Source organism: Flavobacterium sp., from assembly GCF_044377315.1.
GTDB lineage: Bacteria > Bacteroidota > Bacteroidia > Flavobacteriales > Flavobacteriaceae > Flavobacterium.
In genome coordinates this window covers 1-17765 of the sequence record NZ_JBILJG010000008.1, presented here as the reverse complement: position 1 = coordinate 17765, position 17765 = coordinate 1, and the positions used below count along the sequence as shown (strand labels likewise).

Genomic DNA, 17765 nt, shown 5'->3' with positions numbered 1-17765 from the left:
GCAAACTAGTGTATTTTGTGTCTATTTTTATTTAACAACTCTGTAACATTGCCTACCAAACAGAAACTAATAAAATTTGTATCTTTGCACCTTCAAAATAATACTTATGAATTTACAAGACATTCCAAAAATAAAACATTTAGATAGTAATAACTTTTTCTTACTAGCTGGTCCTTGTGCTATTGAAGGCGAAGAAATGGCAATGAGAATTGCTGAAAAGTTGATTGGTATAACTGATAAACTTCAAATTCCTTATGTTTTTAAAGGTTCTTTTAAGAAAGCTAATCGTTCTAGGATAGACAGTTTTTCTGGAATTGGCGACGATAAAGCTTTGAAAATCCTTAGAAAAGTTTCTGAAACATTTGATGTTCCAACTGTAACTGATATTCATACTAATGAAGATGCTGCAATGGCTGCCGAATATGTAGATGTGTTACAAATTCCGGCGTTTTTGGTTCGCCAAACCGATTTGGTTGTAGCTGCTGCCAATACTGGTAAAGTTGTCAACTTAAAAAAAGGACAATTTATGAGTCCAGAAAGTATGAAACACGCCGTTCAGAAAGTTTTAGATTGTCATAATTCAAAAGTGATGGTTACCGATAGAGGAACCATGTTTGGTTACCAAGATATGATTGTTGATTATCGTGGCATTCCAACCATGCAACAATATGCTACAACGGTACTTGATGTTACACACTCATTACAACAACCTAACCAAATGGCTGGTGTAACTGGTGGACGACCAGACATGATTGAAACTGTAGCAAAAGCTGGTATTGCAGTTGGTGTTGACGGAATTTTTATTGAAACCCATTTTGATCCTGCCAATGCCAAAAGTGATGGCGCTAATATGTTGCACTTGGATTATTTTGAGGATTTAATGACCAAGTTAGTCGCTATTAGAAAAACAATAAATCAATTTTAAAACCCAATGACCTAGCCCAGATAGTAGCGGCATCCTTTTTCTTTTTTCTATAAAAAGGAAAAGACCTGTCTGCCGACAGTCAGGTAGAGCGAATAGCTGGATTGGCATCTCAAAAAAATGAAAACAAAATTTAGTATTACTTGTCTAATTATTTTTACAAATTTTATAAACGCCCAAGAAGTTTCATCAGAAAAATATACCGCACATAACAAAGGAAAATTTTATATATTTTGGGGAGGAAATAGAGATTATTACACCAACTCCGACATTACTTTTACTGGAAAAGATTACAAATTTACTTTAGAAAATGTTGAAGCCCATGATAAACCAAAAGGTTACCATGTAGATTATGTGAATCCGGCGAGAATGACCATTCCACAAACAAATTTTAGAATGGGTTATTTTATCAATGATCATTATAATATTTCAATTGGATTAGACCACATGAAGTATGTAATGGATCAAAATCAAGTGGTTAATTATACTGGAAATTATCAAAACGAAGGAACAAATTTTTATGGAGAAACCCTTCCTAATGGTCAAGTTTTGTTAACTGAAGATTTCTTAACGTTTGAACATACCGATGGTTTGAATTATATTAACTCAGAATTTTGTAGAGTTGATGATATTTCAAAATTATTTGGAATAAGAAATACCGATAAATTTCAAATTAACTTAACAGAAGGTTTAGGCGCTGGATTGTTATACCCGAAAACAAATGCAAAACTAATGCAACAAGAAAGACATGATGATTTTCATGTGTCTGGTTATGGAATTTCTGCTAAAGCTGGTTTGAATTTTACTTTTTATAAATACTTTTTTATTCAAACAGAAATAAAAGGTGGTTATATCAATATGAACAGCATTCAAACAACGAACACAGAATCCGAAGATGAAGCAAGTCAGGATTTTAATTTTTCGCAAACAGTAATTGCTTTTGGAGGAATTTTTAGATTGTAAGTTAGAGATTTACAATTAAAACAAACCAATTGCTTCAATGGATAGCCTTTTTTAAATGCTAAGTTAAAGTTCTAACAAGATTTTTCAACTGCTTATTTTGGCGAAAATTTCTTCGTTTGAATCAATAGAAAATCTTCTTGGAGAAAAGCCATCAGAATAGCTTTCTATCGCAAAAATGTGATTTTCATGATTTTTATTTACTTCTTATTCGAACATATAAATACACCATGATTGGAATTGCTTAGGCAGTGTTTTATACTTTGTTAGGTTTCAATTCTAAAAAATAGAAAGTTTCCAACCTTTATTGGGGTTTCGCTTTCGATGCTTTACACTTTTATTTTCGTAATAATTCAACTGGAAGATTATGCGCTATTAGTTGGTAGCATCGGTTTGTTTGCCATTTTAGCAGCCGTAATGTACTTTTCTAGAAAAATTGAGTGTAAATAATTTAGGAGCGGATGGCTCGGGCATTTTAGTAAATGTAATTCCCGCTATCCGCGCTGCACGGCAGACTGCTCCTATCGGGGCTAGGCAGCCAACCATTTGAACAAAAATAAAAACTCCGAAAGAACTTTTCATTCTTTCGGAGTTTTAAATTTATATTGTAACAAAACTATCTACTAATGCCCATCACCAACTTCAATTTCGTTGGCAATACCTTGTTTTTTAAGGATTTCAAAAACATACCAACCATAAAAAGCAATAAAAGCAAAACATAAAACAGGAATAAAATACGAATTATGGATTCCGATAATATCTGATAATTTACCTTGTAATGGTGGAATAATTCCACCACCCAAAATCATCATTACCAAGAAAGCAGAACCTTGCGAAGTATATTTTCCTAATCCAGCTATTGCTAATGCAAAAATGCTTGGCCACATAATACTTAAAAATAATCCGCCACTCATAAAGGCAAAAATCGCTACAATACCAGTAGAAAATAAACCAATAAGCATTGCCATCATACCCATTAAACCAAAAATAAGCAATGTTCTTGACGGATGATCTTTTCCTAGGAAGAAACCAACAATTTGAAATACTACTACAAAAGCATAAGCATATAATGGGGTAATATCTTGTCCTGAAATAGCATTTGCAATTAAAACTACTCCAAAAGCGATATAGGGAACAACAATAAGTAAAATCTTTTTAAGTTGCGAACTCGGATTAAAAACAGAAATTGCTCCAGCCCAACGACCAATCATTAAACTTCCCCAATACATCGACATAAATGGTGCCAAAGCTGCACCAGAAATAGAACCAAAATCTGGAGTTGCCAATAGCTCGCCAAGATTACTTCCTATTGTTACTTCAACACCAACATAAGTAAATAAAGCCAACATTCCCCATACTAGTTGCGGATATTTCATTGCACCCCAACCTTCAGCATTTTTTTGAGCCGATTTGTTAGCAAAAAGTAACCCAACAACAACAACCAATAATGTGGCTAATGAAAGATAAAGTCCTAAATAATCTTTTCCTTTATTGGTAATAAACTCTTCAATGAAATTTGCATCTTCATAACGAGAAAAAATGTAGGCGAAAATTCCAATTAATAAAACTGTAATAACAATCAAAATAGTTTGGGCTTTGCTTGCAGATTCAAATGTTGCATCACTTTTTCCGGCAGGTAATTTTTTTGAAAAATAAAATAATCCAGCGGCAACTAAAAATAAAGCTCCAACGAACATATACAAAATTTTCATAGAACTTAATGATTCAGGTTTTTGAGCAAACTCAACAATATCAACACCTGCCACTACACCAAATAATGCAAATGAAACAGCTATTGGACCAATAGTAGTTCCCAATGAGTTGATTCCTCCAGCCAAATTTAATCTACTAGAAGCAGAATGCGGTTTTCCCAAAGAAGCAACAAATGGCTGAGCAGAAGTTTGTTGTAAAGAAAAACCCAATGCTACAACAAAAAGTGCAGCTAGTATTAAAGCATAACTTCCTTGCGTAACAGCAAATATCATAAAAGCAGCACCAACTGTACTAATCAACAATCCGTTAATAATTCCTTTTTTGAAACCCCAATCATTTAGAATATCTCTTTTTAGAGAACTACTTAAAATGAATAAGAATAACGCGCCAATGTAATAAGCTCCATAAAAAGCAAAGTCAATAAGCTGACTTTGAAATTGATCTAGCCCAAATTTGGCTTTGCAAAAAGGAATAAAAACACCGTTAGATGCACCGATAAATCCCCAGAAAAAAAACACCGAAATAAGTGTAAAAAGTGCGGATTGGTTTGATTTGTTTTGTTCTGAATTCATAGTTTTAAATTTGATTAGTTTTGAAAAATATAATTTGTTAAAATCACACTATTACAACTAATAGATAAGTATGTGATAAAATAACAAAATGAAATTTTTCATAAATATACATTTATATCATTTTGTTGCATGAAAAGCTGTAATAAGTTATTAACGAAAACGATTTCATAACTTGATTTTTATATAATTTAAACTCATGTTACATCGTTTGCGAAATATTTTCTAAAAATCGAATAATGAATTTGTTTGGAAAAATATACTATCTAGCATTCATAAAAAATCCCGAAGTAAATCGAGATTTTATTCTTATTTTCCATCAACATAGTCTTGCAAATACTTAAATCGTTCTGTCAGTTTACCATTTTCAGTCATTTTGGCTCGTTGCAAAATTCCGTCTTTATCGCCATTGAAAAAAGCTGGAATTACATGTTTCATAAACATTTCACCAAAGCCTTCACTTGCATCTTTAGGCAATTCACAAGGTAAATTATCAACCGACATTACCATTATAGAGCCAGGATGCGAATATGAAACTTCTTTATGCTCATTAGGCAAGTACCCAAAAAAAGGATCAGCAATAGTTGAAGCTTTTATTGTACAAGCAATTGGTCCATCAACATCGCAAGAAACATCGGCAACAACTTGAATTTTACAATCAGCTGCTTTGAGCATTTCTCTTGACAAAATATGCGGCGCGCCGTTACTATGAAAATGTCCTGCAATATAAATATCTGAAACTTTTGTATATCGCTCAAAATCTGACACATATTCTTGTGGATTTTTGTAAAAATCTAGATTATTTAGAACTTGTCCATCTATTCGTTTGTTATAATCTAAAACATCTATTTGAGTATAAACGGGTTCAGAATATATTTTATTCAAAAAATTAGCAGAGGAAACTTCTTTTATTTTCATTCCATCTAAAATCTCTTTAATTCCCATTCCAACTTTACCGTGACCTGTTACCACAATTTTGATATTTGGCAAAATTTGTCGTTTTAATTTGGCAACTAATTCGTCTTTCCCATGCAAGGTTTCTGCTTTTGGTATGTTGAATAATTCAAATTTGATTCCGAAACCTCTAAAAGCATTGTAAGCGCCTACTATTCCAGCATAACGACCAAAACCAATAAGTCTTTTATTGTTAGCATCTACGATAGTTTCATGGTCATACAGTTCGATGTTTTTTTCTAAAACAGCTTGTAACAATTTTTTATTATAAGGTTGCATTTTGATAGTATGCGAAAAGAAAAAGTAATTTTTATTCGGAATTAATGCATCAACCGGAATTTCTTTTACACCAAATAGAACGTCGCAATCGGTCATGTCAGTTGCTATTTCAAGTCCTAAATTACTGTATTGCTCATCAGAAAACACTCTTATGTCTGAACTTTCAACTTTAATTTGTGCTTCTGAATGTTCTGTTTTTAGTCTTACTAATTCTTCTGGTGTAAAAACAACCCTTCTATCAACTGGTATTTTACGTTCTTTTATAATTCCAAATTTCATTTTAATTGCTTTATTTTTCGATTTCAAAAGTAGTTTTTACGAAATCGTTTTCAAAACTTTTAGCTACAAAATAAACTTCTCTATTGTATTTGAATTTCAATTAATTAACAATTTAACATTGTATTTTCTTGAAAACTTCTTTTATTTAAAGGATTTAATGCGCTATTTGTTTGCTTATATTTGCTTTTTAAGCTAACCAATGACTACCAAAATTAACCTTAAAACGATTTTTATCGTTACAACATTTTTTTTGTTTTTTTCATGTGCCAAACAAGAAAAAACAGTTTCTGTTTCTGATAAAACTTCCAATGAAACGTTACCAACTATTCAACCTTCAACTGAAAAATTAGCAAACCTTTCAAAAGGGTATATTATTCAAAAAAGAATTCCAGCTAAGGAATTTTGTGATAACTATTGGAAAGATGATACCGACAATTTAAGTTTTTTAGTAGCTCGAAATGGCCAAATTATATATGAAAAATACAATGGTTTTGGGAATTTAGAAACCAAAACTAAAATGGATCAAAATACATCTCTTCACATTGCATCTGTAAGTAAAGTTTTGACTGCAACAGCAATTTTACTACTTATTGATGCTGGAAAAATTGAATTAGATCAAAAAGTGACTACCATTTTAGAAAATTTTCCATATCCAAAAATTACTATTAAAACCTTATTGAACCATAGAAGTGGATTGAGAAATTACGCTTATTTTACAGATGATAAAACCATTTGGGATTCGAGTAAAACACTTACAAACCAAGCCATTTTAAATCTTTTTACAGAAAAAAATCTACAATTAGACTATCCAACAGATACACGGTTTTGTTATTGCAACACCAACTATGCCATGTTAGCTTTGATAATTGAAAAAGTTACTAAAACGAACTATAAAGATGCCATGAAAAGAATGATTTTCAATCCGCTTGGCATGAAAAACACTTATGTGTTTGATATTGAAAAAGATGTAGAAAAAATTACTCCTTCTTATCGTGGCAATGGTTCTAAATTTGCTATAGATTTTCTTGATGGAGTTTACGGTGACAAAAACATCTATTCTACACCAAGAGATTTATTGAAATTTGATATGGCGATAAATGCGACTACTTTTTTAAATCCTGCATTGAAAAAGAAAATGTATCAAGGTTACAGTTACGAGAGTAAAGGAGAAAAAAATTACGGACTTGGAATCAGAATGATCGAGTGGGAAACTGGTCAAAAATATTACTTTCACAATGGTTGGTGGCACGGAAATACTTCCTCATTTGTAACTTTAAAAAACGAAAGAGTAGCCATAATTGCCTTATCTAATAGATTTACTAAAAATGTATATACAATAAGAAAACTTGCACCATTATTTGGTGATTATCCGTTTGTTTTTAATGACGGGGAAGAATAAATTTCTACAAATCATAAAAAGGCACTATATTTGCAAGCTATCTTAAAGTTCCTGAAATCAAAAATCAGAATTCTAAAATTACAAATCTACTGGGGTCGACTGGTTTTGACAGCGAGTGGAACTAAATTGTAAGCACGTCGAGAACTGAGTCAATTCTCGTAAATAAATGGACTCAAAACTTTTATACGGCGAAGGAAACTACGCTCTTGCTGCATAATCTGAATTATAGTAAGATTAGCCACGCTCCTACCAGGTAGGAAAGCAGGATTTACCTCAAAAGCTTTGGTTTATAGCGTTTGGTCAAGGTAAATCGTAAATATAAACCTAGAAATGGTAATGTTTTAAATCCATTTTGACACTGATAAAGCTAAGCGTTTGGTGGTTGTTTCTGTCCTAGCCCAACGTCGAAAACCTAAACAGAAAATAAGCGTGTAGAAAGCCATTTGGTTGCTTGTTTGGACCCGAGTTCGATTCTCGGCGACTCCACAAATAAAAATCGTAATCATTTATCTTAATAATGATTGCGATTTTTTTATTCTTACAAACTTCAATTTAATTATATTCTCAAAATCAATGATAATTTTAAGTTATAAATATAGTTAGTCTAAAAAAAATAAATACTTTTGCATTTCTAAATTAATATTTAAAAAAAAATGAGAAAAATTGCTTTATTATTAGCTACAATAAGTTTACTAGTATCTTGTAACAAAGATAAGTATGTAGTTACTGGAACTATCAAAGGTATCGAAAATGGAAAAAATGTATTTCTTGAAAAACAAGATGAAATGGGACAATTGAAAGCAGTTGATACCGTTCAAGTTAAAGACGGAAAATTTACATTTGAAGGAAAAGCAGTAGAACCTGAAATTCATTTGGTACAAGTGGATGGCACACAAGGAAAAGTAGCATTTATTTTAGAAAATGGAGATATCACAATGGTTATCAATAAAGATAGCATTATGAATACTAAAGTTTCTGGTACTTATAACAATGATGAGTTAACTAGTTATAAAAAATCTGGAGAACAAATTCAAAAGAAAATGATGAAGTTCCAAGATGACAATATGGCTAAAATGACAGAAGCGCAAGAGAAAAAAGATACTGTTGTAATTAACAGTCTTAGAGCTGAATATATTAAGTTTCAAGAAGATTTTGCTAAACAATCTGATGCTTACGTAGCTAGTCATCCAAAAGCTTTTATTTCTGCTTTAATAATTGAAGGAATGTTCAATCAAATGACTCCTGATGTTAAAAAAATTGAAGAATATTATAACAAATTGGATAAATCATTACAAACCACTAAACCTGGTAAATCTATCAAAACTAAGTTAGATCAAATGAAAAATCCAACTGTTGCCCCACAAGCTCCAGCTATGCCTCAAGCTCCAGCTCAAGCTAAATGAGGAAAAACTGGTAAAAAAGCACCTGATTTTTCTGCAAAATCTCCAGATGGTAAATTAATTTCTCTAAAAGAATCTTTAGGAAAAGTTACTTTACTAGATTTTTGGGCTTCATGGTGCGGACCTTGCCGAAGAGAAAATCCAAATGTAGTTGCTCTATATAATGAGTTTCATTCTAAAGGATTAAACATAATAGGTGTTTCTCTTGATGAAGATTTGTCTAAATGGAAAGATGCCATTGCAAAAGACAAAATAACTTGGATTCAAGTTTCAAACCTTAAAGGTTGGCAAGATCCAATAGCAAAGCAATATGAAGTGGAACAAATTCCAACAACATTTTTGCTAGATGCAAATGGAAAATTCATTGCTAGAGACCTATTTGGTGAAGAATTAAAAGCTAAAATACAAGAACTTCTTGGTTCAAAATAAGCAAATACTAAAAAATCTCCTTCGGGAGATTTTTTTATTTAATTCGTTTTCAAACTTTTAAAAATTAATGCAAAATTAAGTCCTATAATAGTTTGCAAACATCAAAAGTGTTTTTATATTTGCAACCGCTTTAGGGGAGATACTCAAGCGGCCAACGAGGGCAGACTGTAAATCTGCTGTGTGAACTTCGCAGGTTCGAATCCTGCTCTCCCCACAAAAAAAGTTGTTTCAACTATTGAAACAACTTTTTTTTTATAATTCTTTTTTAAAAGCTTCTTTTAATACATTTGCTAACAATAAAGAAGTTAAAAATATGAAAGCTGCAAAATTTTTATTTCATCCTATTTTAATTTATTTAGTCATTTTTTTTCTGGAATGTATTCCGGTTAGAGCCCCTGAAGTTCAAAATGAATTACCAAAAGAAGGCGACAACTTTAAATCTCCTGATAGCTTTTCTGTTTACTACTACACAAACAACGGAAAATATAATTACACATCTGCTGAATGTTATTTTGAATTAGGAAATCCTCCTTTTTCGGCAACTTATGAACAAGGCGGAATTAAAACAATTAGCACCCAAATAGCAGCTAAAATTCCATTAATGGGGTCTATGTGCGGAGAAAAAGTAGTAGCTAAAATTGAGAAAAAAGAAATGAGTTTTGATAAAAAATATCTAACAACAAATTACTTATTAGATAATTTTTCTGTTTTTTCACATATTTTCTTCTATATGTTGTTGGCTTTTTCAATCCTTTTACATTTTAAAAATGACTCAAAAAACTACTTATATACGGTGGCAGCTTGCTTTGTTGGTGGTGGAGTTTTAGAATTGATTCAGCATTATTTTATAGAAGGAAGAACAGCCACATTTGACGATTTAGCCATGAATACTTTAGGTTCAATAATTGCAATTATTGTTTTTTGGACATTAACTCAATATAATACATCTTTTAGAGATAAAGTTTTATAATAAAAAAATGCTACTTCAAATGTGATGAAATAGCATTTTAAATTATTTATTGAAAAAATTATTTCAAACTCGCTAAACTCTGTTCAATAGTTGCAATTTTAGCTAGTGTATCCGCTTCTTTCTTGCGTTCCATTTCGAGAACTTTTTCTGGTGCGCCGCCAACAAATTTTTCATTTGAAAGTTTGGCTTGAACTGATTTTAAAAATCCTTGAGCATATTTCAACTCTTCTGTCAATTTAGCAATTTCCTCTTCAACATTAATTGAACCCGTAATTGGAATAAAATATTCATTAGATTTTATTCTGAATGACATAGCAGAATCTACTTTTTCTGAAACATATTCAAGATTAGTAATGTTTCCAAGTTTGGTAACAATAACATCAAAATAAGTTGATACTTTATCATTGTTGATAATTTTTAAATCAATGGCATCTTTGAATGGTAAATTTTTATCTTTTCTGACGCTTCTAATTCCTGAAATAACTTCGATGGTGTTGTCAAAATCGGCAATCAATTTTTCATCATACGCTTTTAATTCTGGCCAAGTCGAGATTATTAATGCTTCTTCTTTTGTTCTTTCTGCAATTAAATGCCAAATTTCTTCTGTTAAGAATGGCATAAATGGTTGTAATAATTTCAAATTATTTTCCAACATTTCAATAGCTTTATCAAAAGTTGCTTTGTCTATTGGTTGTTGATAAGCTGGTTTTATCATTTCTAAAAACCAGGAACAGAAATCGTCCCAAACCAATTTATAGATTGCCATTAAAGCTTCCGATAAACGGTATTTTTCAAACAAATCTTCAATTTCGGCTAACGTTTTTTGTAGTTTGGCTTCATACCACTCAATAGCAACTTTAGACGATTCTGGTTGTGCTATTGTTGTTGAAACCTCCCAACCTTTTATCAATCGGAACGCATTCCATATTTTGTTTGAAAATGCTTTTCCTTGACTGCATAATTCTTCGTCAAATAAAATATCGTTTCCTGCTGACGCACTTAGTAATAATCCAACCCGAACACCGTCTGCTCCAAATTTCTCAATCAATTCTAATGGTTCTGGCGAGTTTCCTAGTGATTTACTCATTTTTCTGCCCAATTTATCTCTAACAATTCCTGTCAAATAAACATTAGAAAACGGTTTGTCATCTGCATATTCATAACCGGCAATAATCATACGAGCTACCCAGAAAAACAAAATATCTGGACCGGTAACCAAATCGTTAGTTGGATAATAGTAGTTAAAATCTTCATTTTCTGGATTCATAATTCCTCCAAAAACGGCCATTGGCCATAACCATGAAGAAAACCAAGTGTCAAGAGCATCAACATCTTGGGTCAAATCGTTTGTGGTTAATTGTTGATTGTTAGTAGCTTTTTGAGCTAAAATTAACGCTTGTTCTATGGTTTCTGCCACTACAAAATCTTCTTTTCCATCTCCATAATAGTAGGCCGGAATTTGTTGTCCCCACCAAAGTTGACGTGAAATATTCCAATCGCGAACATTTTCTAACCAATGGCGATAGGTATTTTCAAACTTCTTAGGATATAATTTGATTTCGTTTGTTTCTAAAACGGCTTTGATGGCTGGTTTTACCAAATCTTCCATTTTGAGAAACCATTGGTCTGACAAACGTGGTTCTATAACCGCTTTTGTTCGTTCTGAAGTTCCTACTTTATTCAAATGGGTTTCGGTTTTAGCCAATGCTCCTGAAGTTTCCAATTCTTTTGCAATTTCGGCACGAACTACAAAACGGTCTTTTCCTTGATAATGCAATCCGAAACTATTTAATGTAGCATCTTCATTGAAAATATCAACAATTTCTAGATTGTGTTTGTCACCCAACATTTTGTCATTAACATCGTGTGCTGGTGTAACTTTTAGGCAACCTGTACCAAACTCAATATCAACATATTCGTCTTCTATAATGGGCACTACTCTACCACAAATTGGCACAATAGCTTTTTTACCTTTTAGATGCGAAAAACGATCATCATTTGGATTGATACAAATAGCAGTATCACCAAAAATAGTTTCTGGACGGGTTGTTGCAACTGTTAAAAATTCTTCGCTGCCTTCTATTTTATATTTCAGGTAAAATAATTTTCCTTGTTGTTCTTCATAAATCACTTCTTCGTCAGAAAGTGTTGTTTTGGCTTCTGGATCCCAATTTACCATTCGGTAGCCACGGTAAATTAATCCTTTGTTGTATAAATCTACAAACGAACGAATTACAGAAGCCGACATATCTGGATCCATTGTAAATTTGGTACGATTCCAATCGCATGAGCAGCCTAATTGTTTAAGTTGTTCTAAGATGGTTCCACCGTATTTATTTGTCCAATCCCAAGCGTGTTTTAGGAATTCTTCGCGCGTTAAATCGTTTTTGTTGATTCCTTCACTTTTTAGTTTGGCAACCACTTTGGCTTCGGTCGCGATAGACGCATGGTCAGTTCCGGGCACCCAGCAAGCATTGAACCCTTTTAGACGAGCACGACGAATCAACACATCTTGAATTGTGTTATTTAACATATGCCCCATGTGCAAAACGCCAGTCACGTTTGGTGGCGGAATTACAATAGTATAAGGTGTTCTATGATCTGGTTCGGAATAAAAATAACCGTTGGTCATCCAATAGCTGTACCACTTTTCTTCTACTGTTTTGGCGTCGAATTGTGCTGGAATTGTCATATTTAAGATATTCGTTGTTATAAAAATTGATGCAAAAGTACAAATGATTCACTACTTAGCCCCGATGGGAGAAGCTACCATGTAGCTCGGACAGCGGGAAAATGGTTAGTAAATAAAGCCCAAGCCATTCGCTCCTGACAGTAAAAATGGGTATGGTACGCTTTTTGTATTTGTTGCAAAAGTAAAATAATTAAGACTGTTTAAAAAATTTAAGATTTAATTATTTGTATTTTAATTAAAACAACCTATTTTTACGAAACTAAAAACTTAAAAGTTAACCGAAATGAAAAAAATTATACTTGGATTAGCACTTGCCTTTAACGTAGCCATTTTTGCTCAAGCTGGTGCCAAAATTGTGTTTAAAGATGCTGACAACACCATAGACTATGGAAAAGTATCTAAAGACACCGATTCTGGTATTCGTTCGTTTGAGTTTACCAATACCGGTGATGCGCCATTGACAATTATCAATGTTCAATCGACTTGTGGTTGTACGGTTCCATCAAAACCAACAGAGCCTATTGCGCCAGGGAAAACAGGAAAAATTGATGTAAAATACAATATGAATCCTGGTCCGATACGTAAAACCATTACAGTAGAAACAAATGCTGTAAATGTTGAAGGCGGTCGAGTTGCTCTTAAAATAAAGGGTGACGTAATTGCCAAACCAGAAGTGAATATTCTGGAAAAGAAATCGACACTGATGACTACAGACAAATAATAAATTACAAAATGCTTCAAGAAAATTGAGGCATTTTTTTTGTTTTAATCCATTAAGAAAGTTAAGTAAATTAAGTTGTCAAATGGATTAATAAGAGCTTTACGCATTGCTCCTTTTACAAGCTAAATTCAAGTTATAGCGTGTTTTTTATAAAATCAAATAAAATCAAGCAATAAAAAAATGAAAATGATTGCTAAACTCTAAAAAATGTCGAAATTTGCAACTCTAAAAAAAACTACGATGCCAAAAATTTCAAACAAAGGAAAATTAATGCCCGAATCGCCAATTAGAAAATTGGTTCCCTACGCAGAAATAGCAAAGAAAAAAGGTAATAAAGTTTACCATTTGAATATTGGTCAACCCGATATCAAAACGCCCGAAGTGGCTATGAACTCGATAAAAAATTTAGATATAAAAGTTTTAGAATACAGCCATTCAGCTGGTTTTGAAAGCTATAGAAAAAAACTTTCACAATTCTACATCAACCACGGTTTACCAATAAATACCGAAGATATTATCATCACAACGGGTGGTTCTGAAGCTTTGTTATTTGCCATGGGAAGTTGTCTTGATCACGGTGACGAAATCATTATTCCTGAACCATTTTATGCCAATTATAACGGATTTTCAACCGCTTCTGGCGTGAATGTTGTGCCCGTAATTTCATCTATAGATACAGGTTTTGATTTGCCACCAATTGCTGAATTTGAAAAATTAATTACGCCTAAAACCAAAGCCATTCTTATTTGCAATCCAGGAAATCCGACAGGTTATTTGTACACACAAGAAGAGATTTTGCAATTGGCAGCGTTGGTAAAAAAACACGATTTATTCTTGATTGCTGACGAAGTGTACCGCGAATTTATATACGACGAAACCGACAAACATTATTCGGTTATGAACATTCCTGGCATTGAAGAAAATGCTATTATGATTGATTCCGTTTCTAAACGTTACAGCATGTGTGGTGCCCGAATTGGTTGTATTGTTTCTAAAAATAAAGAAGTGATGGCTACGGCAATGAAATTTGCTCAAGCGCGATTAAGTCCGCCAACTTTTGCACAAATTGCAAGTGAAGCCGCTCTTGATACACCAGCAAGTTATTTTGTAGAAGTTATTGAAGAATACAAAGAACGTCGTGATATTTTGATTTCGGAATTGAACAAAATTGAAGGCGTAAAAGTAGCCACTCCAAAAGGTGCTTTTTACTGCATTGCACAATTGCCCGTTGACAATGCCGATGCATTTGCACAATGGTTGTTAGAATCATACGATAACAACAAAGAAACTGTTATGGTAGCACCAGCAGCCGGATTTTATTCGACTAAAGGTGTTGGTTTGAACGAAGTTAGAATTGCGTATGTTTTGAAAAAAGAAGATTTAGTTCGTTCGGTTCAGATATTGAAAGATGCTATTTTGGTTTATAATTCTAAATAATATTTTAAACACAGATTTCACAGATTTTCACAGATTTTTTTTGTTCATATACTTAAAAATCCTTTTAATCTTTTGAATCTTCGGCTAAAATGATAAAAATAATAAAAGTATTAAACGTTCTCAATTGAGGGCGTTTTTTTTTATATTTGAACTAAAAACAAATGGAAATCCTTCTTATTTCAATTGTAGCATTTTTTGTTGCCATTCTAACTTTTTTTTCTGGGTTTGGATTGGGCACACTTTTAACACCTGTTATGATGCTTTTCTTTCCTGTAGAAGTGGCGATTGCCCTGACAGGTATGGTTCATTTTTCTAACAATATTTTCAAGTTGGTTTTGGTTGGAAAAAAGGTCAACAAAGAAGTGTTGCTTCGTTTTGGCATTCCGGCCGTTATTTTTGCTTTTATAGGTGCGTTGTTAATGGTAAAAATTCCCAATTTTGAACCGCTTTACACCTACCAACTTTGGGACAAAACCTTTGAAGTATTTCCATTAAAACTTTTGGTTGCGGTGCTGCTACTGTTTTTTGCGGTTATTGATTTGATACCGTATTTCAACAAGTTACAATTTGACCAATCCAAACTACCCATTGGAGGCGCTTTAAGTGGCTTTTTTGGCGGATTGACTGGTGCCCAAGGCGCGTTGCGAAGCGCATTTTTAATTCGTGCTGGCTTGACCAAAGAAGCCTTTATTGGCACCACCGTTGTGATTTCGACTATTGTTGATTTTACAAGATTGAGCGTTTACGCCACCCGAATTATGAAGTTAGAATTACAAGAAAACCTGCCATTACTACTTTTTGCCACTTTTTCGGCTATGACGGGCGCTATTATAGGCAACAAATTACTAAAAAAAGTAACCTTGCAATTTTTGCACTACACGGTAGCTCTTTTGTTGTTGGTTTTGTCTTTGGCTTTAGGATTGGGGATTATTTAGGTTTTAGACACGTAATAGCAACACTTTTAACTAATTAGTTTGTGTGATGCTAATACAAATTTATTTATAAAATTTTTTGTAGGTTTTTAGTGTTGTTTTTTTGAATAAATACTATATATTTGAAACTTGAAGTCAAATTTATGGCACAAAGCCAACTTACAGTGAGTTGATAAGTGCTATTTATGGCTGATATAAACGAGTTAGCAAACAGCTTAACCAAAAATCCGCAAAAAACTAAAACGGAAAATAGCAGTTTGATAATGTTACTAAAAAAACAAGTAACAAAAATGACAGAAAAAGATTTAAACATTTTAAAAGAATATTCAGAAAATTTTGACAAAGGAAACGAGGAAGGAATTAACTATTTAGCTTCTGATAGTGAAACTTACACAGAATCTCAATACGATGAATTAGAAAAAGAGTTAGAGAATAAAATAGCCGACACTATTTTAGAATTTAAAAATAAATATTTAGTTCTTCCAACTTTTAAAATAGAAAATTCAGATATTGTAAAAGTATCTTTAAATATAAACAGATATACAACTAATCCTACAACGCTCTATAACGCCATTCGTAAACACCAAAACGACCATCAGAAGAATAATCTTTAACATCTACATTATTTATACCTTTTTCATTTATATCCTTTATAAATCTTTCTAAATCTTTATATAAGTATGGCGAGATAATAAAAATAGAATTTGGGTATAACTCTTGAAATTTTGAAAGGTTTAAATCTAAATAACCTAAAGCTTCTTGATAGTTCATAATTTAAAGTTTTAAAATGATTTACCAAAAGTAAGAAAAAATAACTAAATTGTGGAAGAAAAAAGAAAGCCGATTTGCTAACAGTGGTTTCAAGAAATGGCTAGGCTTAGGATTTATCAGTAAAGTTTCGGCGTAAAAACTAAAAAACAGTAATTATTTATTAACGGCAGTCTTGAAGTTACGCCACTTCTTGAAGCCACAAAACGTTGTGCGTCACTTTGGAGCGACAGAAAACCGAAAGAAACTTAAATTAAAAACATGAATAAAGTATTAAGCATTTTAGCAAGTATTATAATTTGTCAAATTACATTTGGACAATCAAAAACTGATAAAATAACTTCAAAAATTATCGAAGAAGGAAAAATGCTTTATAAATCTGAAATGGCTTCATGGTATGGAACTGACATTTTTATTGAGAAATATAAAGAAAAAGAAAAAATTGGTGGATATTTATCATATTCAGAAAACGAAATTTCAAGATGTATTTTCTACTCAAAAGGTGAAAAGCCAAAGATAATTGGAACAATGGATTTTGACATAACTTTTAAAATTGAAAATGCAAAAACAGATTTGAGTGAAAGAGAATTAACTAAAACTGAATTCGATTTATATGAAATCAAAAATGCAGCATTGGAAATAATCAATTCAGATACCATTTTTAAAAGATATAATAACACAAACTTTAACCTAATTCCAATTATTAATGGAAAAGAAAAAAAGGTTTATGTATTAACTGGTCCAAAAAAAAATGGTGTAATAATTTTCGGAAACGACTATTTACTGAACTTTGACAATAATAATAAACTGTTAAATCGAAAACAACTTCACAGAAATATTATTCCAATAGAATATAGTGGAAAAGACGAAATTGAAGCAACAATGCATAGTCATACAGAAGAAACTGGCGATTTCATAACATCAACTGACATTTGTACATTAATGTTATATGCGAAATTTGCAAAAATTAAACAACATTATGTAATTTCTAAAAACTATGTTTCAATCTGGGATTGTAACAAAGAAATTTTAGCAGTATTAACTAGAAAAGCTTGGGAAAAAATCAATAATGTCGAGAAAAAATAAAAAGCGAACGCACAACAGGCGTTTGGCAAGATTGCGAATTTTGTAGTAAATACACGTTTATTTCTCGCAAGAAATTTTATCTTTGATAGAAGATAATCGGTTCCGAAGTTCGCAACCTCGCCAAGCGCAGGAACGTCAGGTTGTGAAAAAACGCCATTTTCAATACAATTTCACCTAATTAAAAGCTTATAAATTGGTTTTAAGCCAAGGTATATTTTGAGGTGTTTTGGTTTGTTCTAAAAATAATACGAGCTA

At 32.2% G+C, this 17765-nt stretch carries 14 protein-coding genes, 1 tRNA gene, 1 other RNA gene and 2 pseudogenes; 14 read left to right on the top strand and 4 right to left on the bottom strand.

Features of this window, described 5'->3' with window-relative positions:
• The first annotated feature begins 106 nt into the window (after positions 1-106).
• The 3 genes and pseudogenes from kdsA to ACIQ66_RS03855 form a co-directional block, all read left to right on the top strand.
• Entirely contained in the window at positions 107-925 is an 819-nt protein-coding gene (kdsA, locus tag ACIQ66_RS03865) for a 3-deoxy-8-phosphooctulonate synthase (protein WP_396211488.1), read from the top strand.
• Positions 926-1042: 117 nt separating this feature from the next.
• Positions 1043-1885: a hypothetical protein gene (locus tag ACIQ66_RS03860; RefSeq protein WP_396211487.1), complete on the top strand. Its 843-nt coding sequence runs from the start codon at positions 1043-1045 to the stop codon at positions 1883-1885.
• A gap of 267 nt (positions 1886-2152) precedes the next feature.
• Positions 2153-2332: pseudogene (locus ACIQ66_RS03855) on the top strand (inner membrane CreD family protein); the annotation flags it as partial.
• Between the two features lie 173 nt (positions 2333-2505).
• On the opposite strand, the gene ACIQ66_RS03850 reads toward ACIQ66_RS03855, so the two are convergent.
• Positions 2506-4167 carry an MFS transporter gene (locus ACIQ66_RS03850; protein WP_396211486.1) on the bottom strand — a complete coding sequence of 554 codons (1662 nt, stop codon included), beginning with the start codon at positions 4165-4167 and terminating at the stop codon, positions 2506-2508.
• Between the two features lie 306 nt (positions 4168-4473).
• Positions 4474-5676: an NAD(P)-dependent oxidoreductase gene (locus tag ACIQ66_RS03845; RefSeq protein ID WP_396211485.1), complete on the bottom strand. Its 1203-nt coding sequence runs from the start codon at positions 5674-5676 to the stop codon at positions 4474-4476.
• Positions 5677-5875: 199 nt separating this feature from the next.
• On the opposite strand from ACIQ66_RS03845, the gene ACIQ66_RS03840 reads away from it, so the two are divergent.
• From ACIQ66_RS03840 to ACIQ66_RS03815, 6 genes and pseudogenes are all read left to right on the top strand, one after another.
• Complete coding sequence (locus ACIQ66_RS03840; RefSeq protein ID WP_396211484.1) at positions 5876-7075, top strand: serine hydrolase domain-containing protein; 1200 nt, start codon at positions 5876-5878, stop codon at positions 7073-7075.
• 91 nt (positions 7076-7166) lie between these two features.
• Positions 7167-7564: a transfer-messenger RNA gene (gene ssrA, locus ACIQ66_RS03835) on the top strand.
• Positions 7565-7728: 164 nt separating this feature from the next.
• Entirely contained in the window at positions 7729-8478 is a 750-nt protein-coding gene (locus ACIQ66_RS03830) for a DUF4369 domain-containing protein (protein WP_396211483.1), read from the top strand.
• 15 nt (positions 8479-8493) lie between these two features.
• Positions 8494-8904, top strand: a pseudogene (locus tag ACIQ66_RS03825) (TlpA family protein disulfide reductase); the annotation flags it as partial.
• 133 nt (positions 8905-9037) lie between these two features.
• Positions 9038-9118, top strand: a tRNA-Tyr gene (locus ACIQ66_RS03820).
• 21 nt (positions 9119-9139) lie between these two features.
• A complete protein-coding gene (locus tag ACIQ66_RS03815; RefSeq protein ID WP_396211482.1) occupies positions 9140-9874 on the top strand; it encodes a VanZ family protein in 735 nt (244 codons plus the stop codon).
• A gap of 58 nt (positions 9875-9932) precedes the next feature.
• On the opposite strand, the gene ACIQ66_RS03810 is transcribed toward ACIQ66_RS03815, so the two are convergent.
• The gene (locus ACIQ66_RS03810; RefSeq protein ID WP_396211481.1) at positions 9933-12566 is read right to left on the bottom strand and encodes a valine--tRNA ligase; all 2634 of its coding nucleotides are present in this window, start codon (positions 12564-12566) and stop codon (positions 9933-9935) included.
• A gap of 283 nt (positions 12567-12849) precedes the next feature.
• On the opposite strand from ACIQ66_RS03810, the gene ACIQ66_RS03805 reads away from it, so the two are divergent.
• The 4 genes from ACIQ66_RS03805 (at position 12850) to ACIQ66_RS03790 (ending at position 16270) form a co-directional block, all read left to right on the top strand.
• Entirely contained in the window at positions 12850-13287 is a 438-nt protein-coding gene (locus ACIQ66_RS03805; protein WP_396211480.1) for a DUF1573 domain-containing protein, read from the top strand.
• 240 nt (positions 13288-13527) lie between these two features.
• Positions 13528-14724, top strand: coding sequence for a pyridoxal phosphate-dependent aminotransferase (locus ACIQ66_RS03800; protein WP_396211479.1), 1197 nt, complete (start codon positions 13528-13530; stop codon positions 14722-14724).
• Positions 14725-14885: 161 nt separating this feature from the next.
• Complete coding sequence (locus ACIQ66_RS03795) at positions 14886-15659, top strand: TSUP family transporter (RefSeq protein WP_396211478.1); 774 nt, start codon at positions 14886-14888, stop codon at positions 15657-15659.
• A 182-nt stretch (positions 15660-15841) separates the two neighbouring features.
• Positions 15842-16270, top strand: a complete 429-nt coding sequence (locus ACIQ66_RS03790) for a hypothetical protein (protein ID WP_396211477.1) — start codon at positions 15842-15844, stop codon at positions 16268-16270.
• Here ACIQ66_RS03790 and ACIQ66_RS03785 read toward each other — a convergent pair.
• The gene (locus tag ACIQ66_RS03785) at positions 16209-16427 is read right to left on the bottom strand and encodes a hypothetical protein (protein ID WP_396211476.1); all 219 of its coding nucleotides are present in this window, start codon (positions 16425-16427) and stop codon (positions 16209-16211) included. The two genes, ACIQ66_RS03790 and ACIQ66_RS03785, sit on opposite strands and share 62 nt — an antisense overlap.
• Before the next feature lie 258 nt (positions 16428-16685).
• Between ACIQ66_RS03785 and ACIQ66_RS03780 the strand changes: the two genes are divergently transcribed.
• Positions 16686-17510: a hypothetical protein gene (locus ACIQ66_RS03780; RefSeq protein WP_396211475.1), complete on the top strand. Its 825-nt coding sequence runs from the start codon at positions 16686-16688 to the stop codon at positions 17508-17510.
• Positions 17511-17765: the final 255 nt, after the last annotated feature.

Bases quoted from the DNA above. Each gene is read 5' to 3' on its own strand.
- kdsA (WP_396211488.1), top strand. From the start codon at position 107: ATGAATTTACAAGACATTCCAAAAATAAAACATTTAGATAGTAATAAC.
- ACIQ66_RS03860 (WP_396211487.1), top strand. From the start codon at position 1,043: ATGAAAACAAAATTTAGTATTACTTGTCTAATTATTTTTACAAATTTT.
- ACIQ66_RS03850 (WP_396211486.1), bottom strand. From the start codon at position 4,167: ATGAATTCAGAACAAAACAAATCAAACCAATCCGCACTTTTTACACTT.
- ACIQ66_RS03845 (WP_396211485.1), bottom strand. From the start codon at position 5,676: ATGAAATTTGGAATTATAAAAGAACGTAAAATACCAGTTGATAGAAGG.
- ACIQ66_RS03840 (WP_396211484.1), top strand. From the start codon at position 5,876: ATGACTACCAAAATTAACCTTAAAACGATTTTTATCGTTACAACATTT.
- ACIQ66_RS03830 (WP_396211483.1), top strand. From the start codon at position 7,729: ATGAGAAAAATTGCTTTATTATTAGCTACAATAAGTTTACTAGTATCT.
- ACIQ66_RS03810 (WP_396211481.1), bottom strand. From the start codon at position 12,566: ATGACAATTCCAGCACAATTCGACGCCAAAACAGTAGAAGAAAAGTGG.
- ACIQ66_RS03805 (WP_396211480.1), top strand. From the start codon at position 12,850: ATGAAAAAAATTATACTTGGATTAGCACTTGCCTTTAACGTAGCCATT.
- ACIQ66_RS03800 (WP_396211479.1), top strand. From the start codon at position 13,528: ATGCCAAAAATTTCAAACAAAGGAAAATTAATGCCCGAATCGCCAATT.
- ACIQ66_RS03795 (WP_396211478.1), top strand. From the start codon at position 14,886: ATGGAAATCCTTCTTATTTCAATTGTAGCATTTTTTGTTGCCATTCTA.
- ACIQ66_RS03790 (WP_396211477.1), top strand. From the start codon at position 15,842: ATGGCTGATATAAACGAGTTAGCAAACAGCTTAACCAAAAATCCGCAA.
- ACIQ66_RS03785 (WP_396211476.1), bottom strand. From the start codon at position 16,427: ATGAACTATCAAGAAGCTTTAGGTTATTTAGATTTAAACCTTTCAAAA.
- ACIQ66_RS03780 (WP_396211475.1), top strand. From the start codon at position 16,686: ATGAATAAAGTATTAAGCATTTTAGCAAGTATTATAATTTGTCAAATT.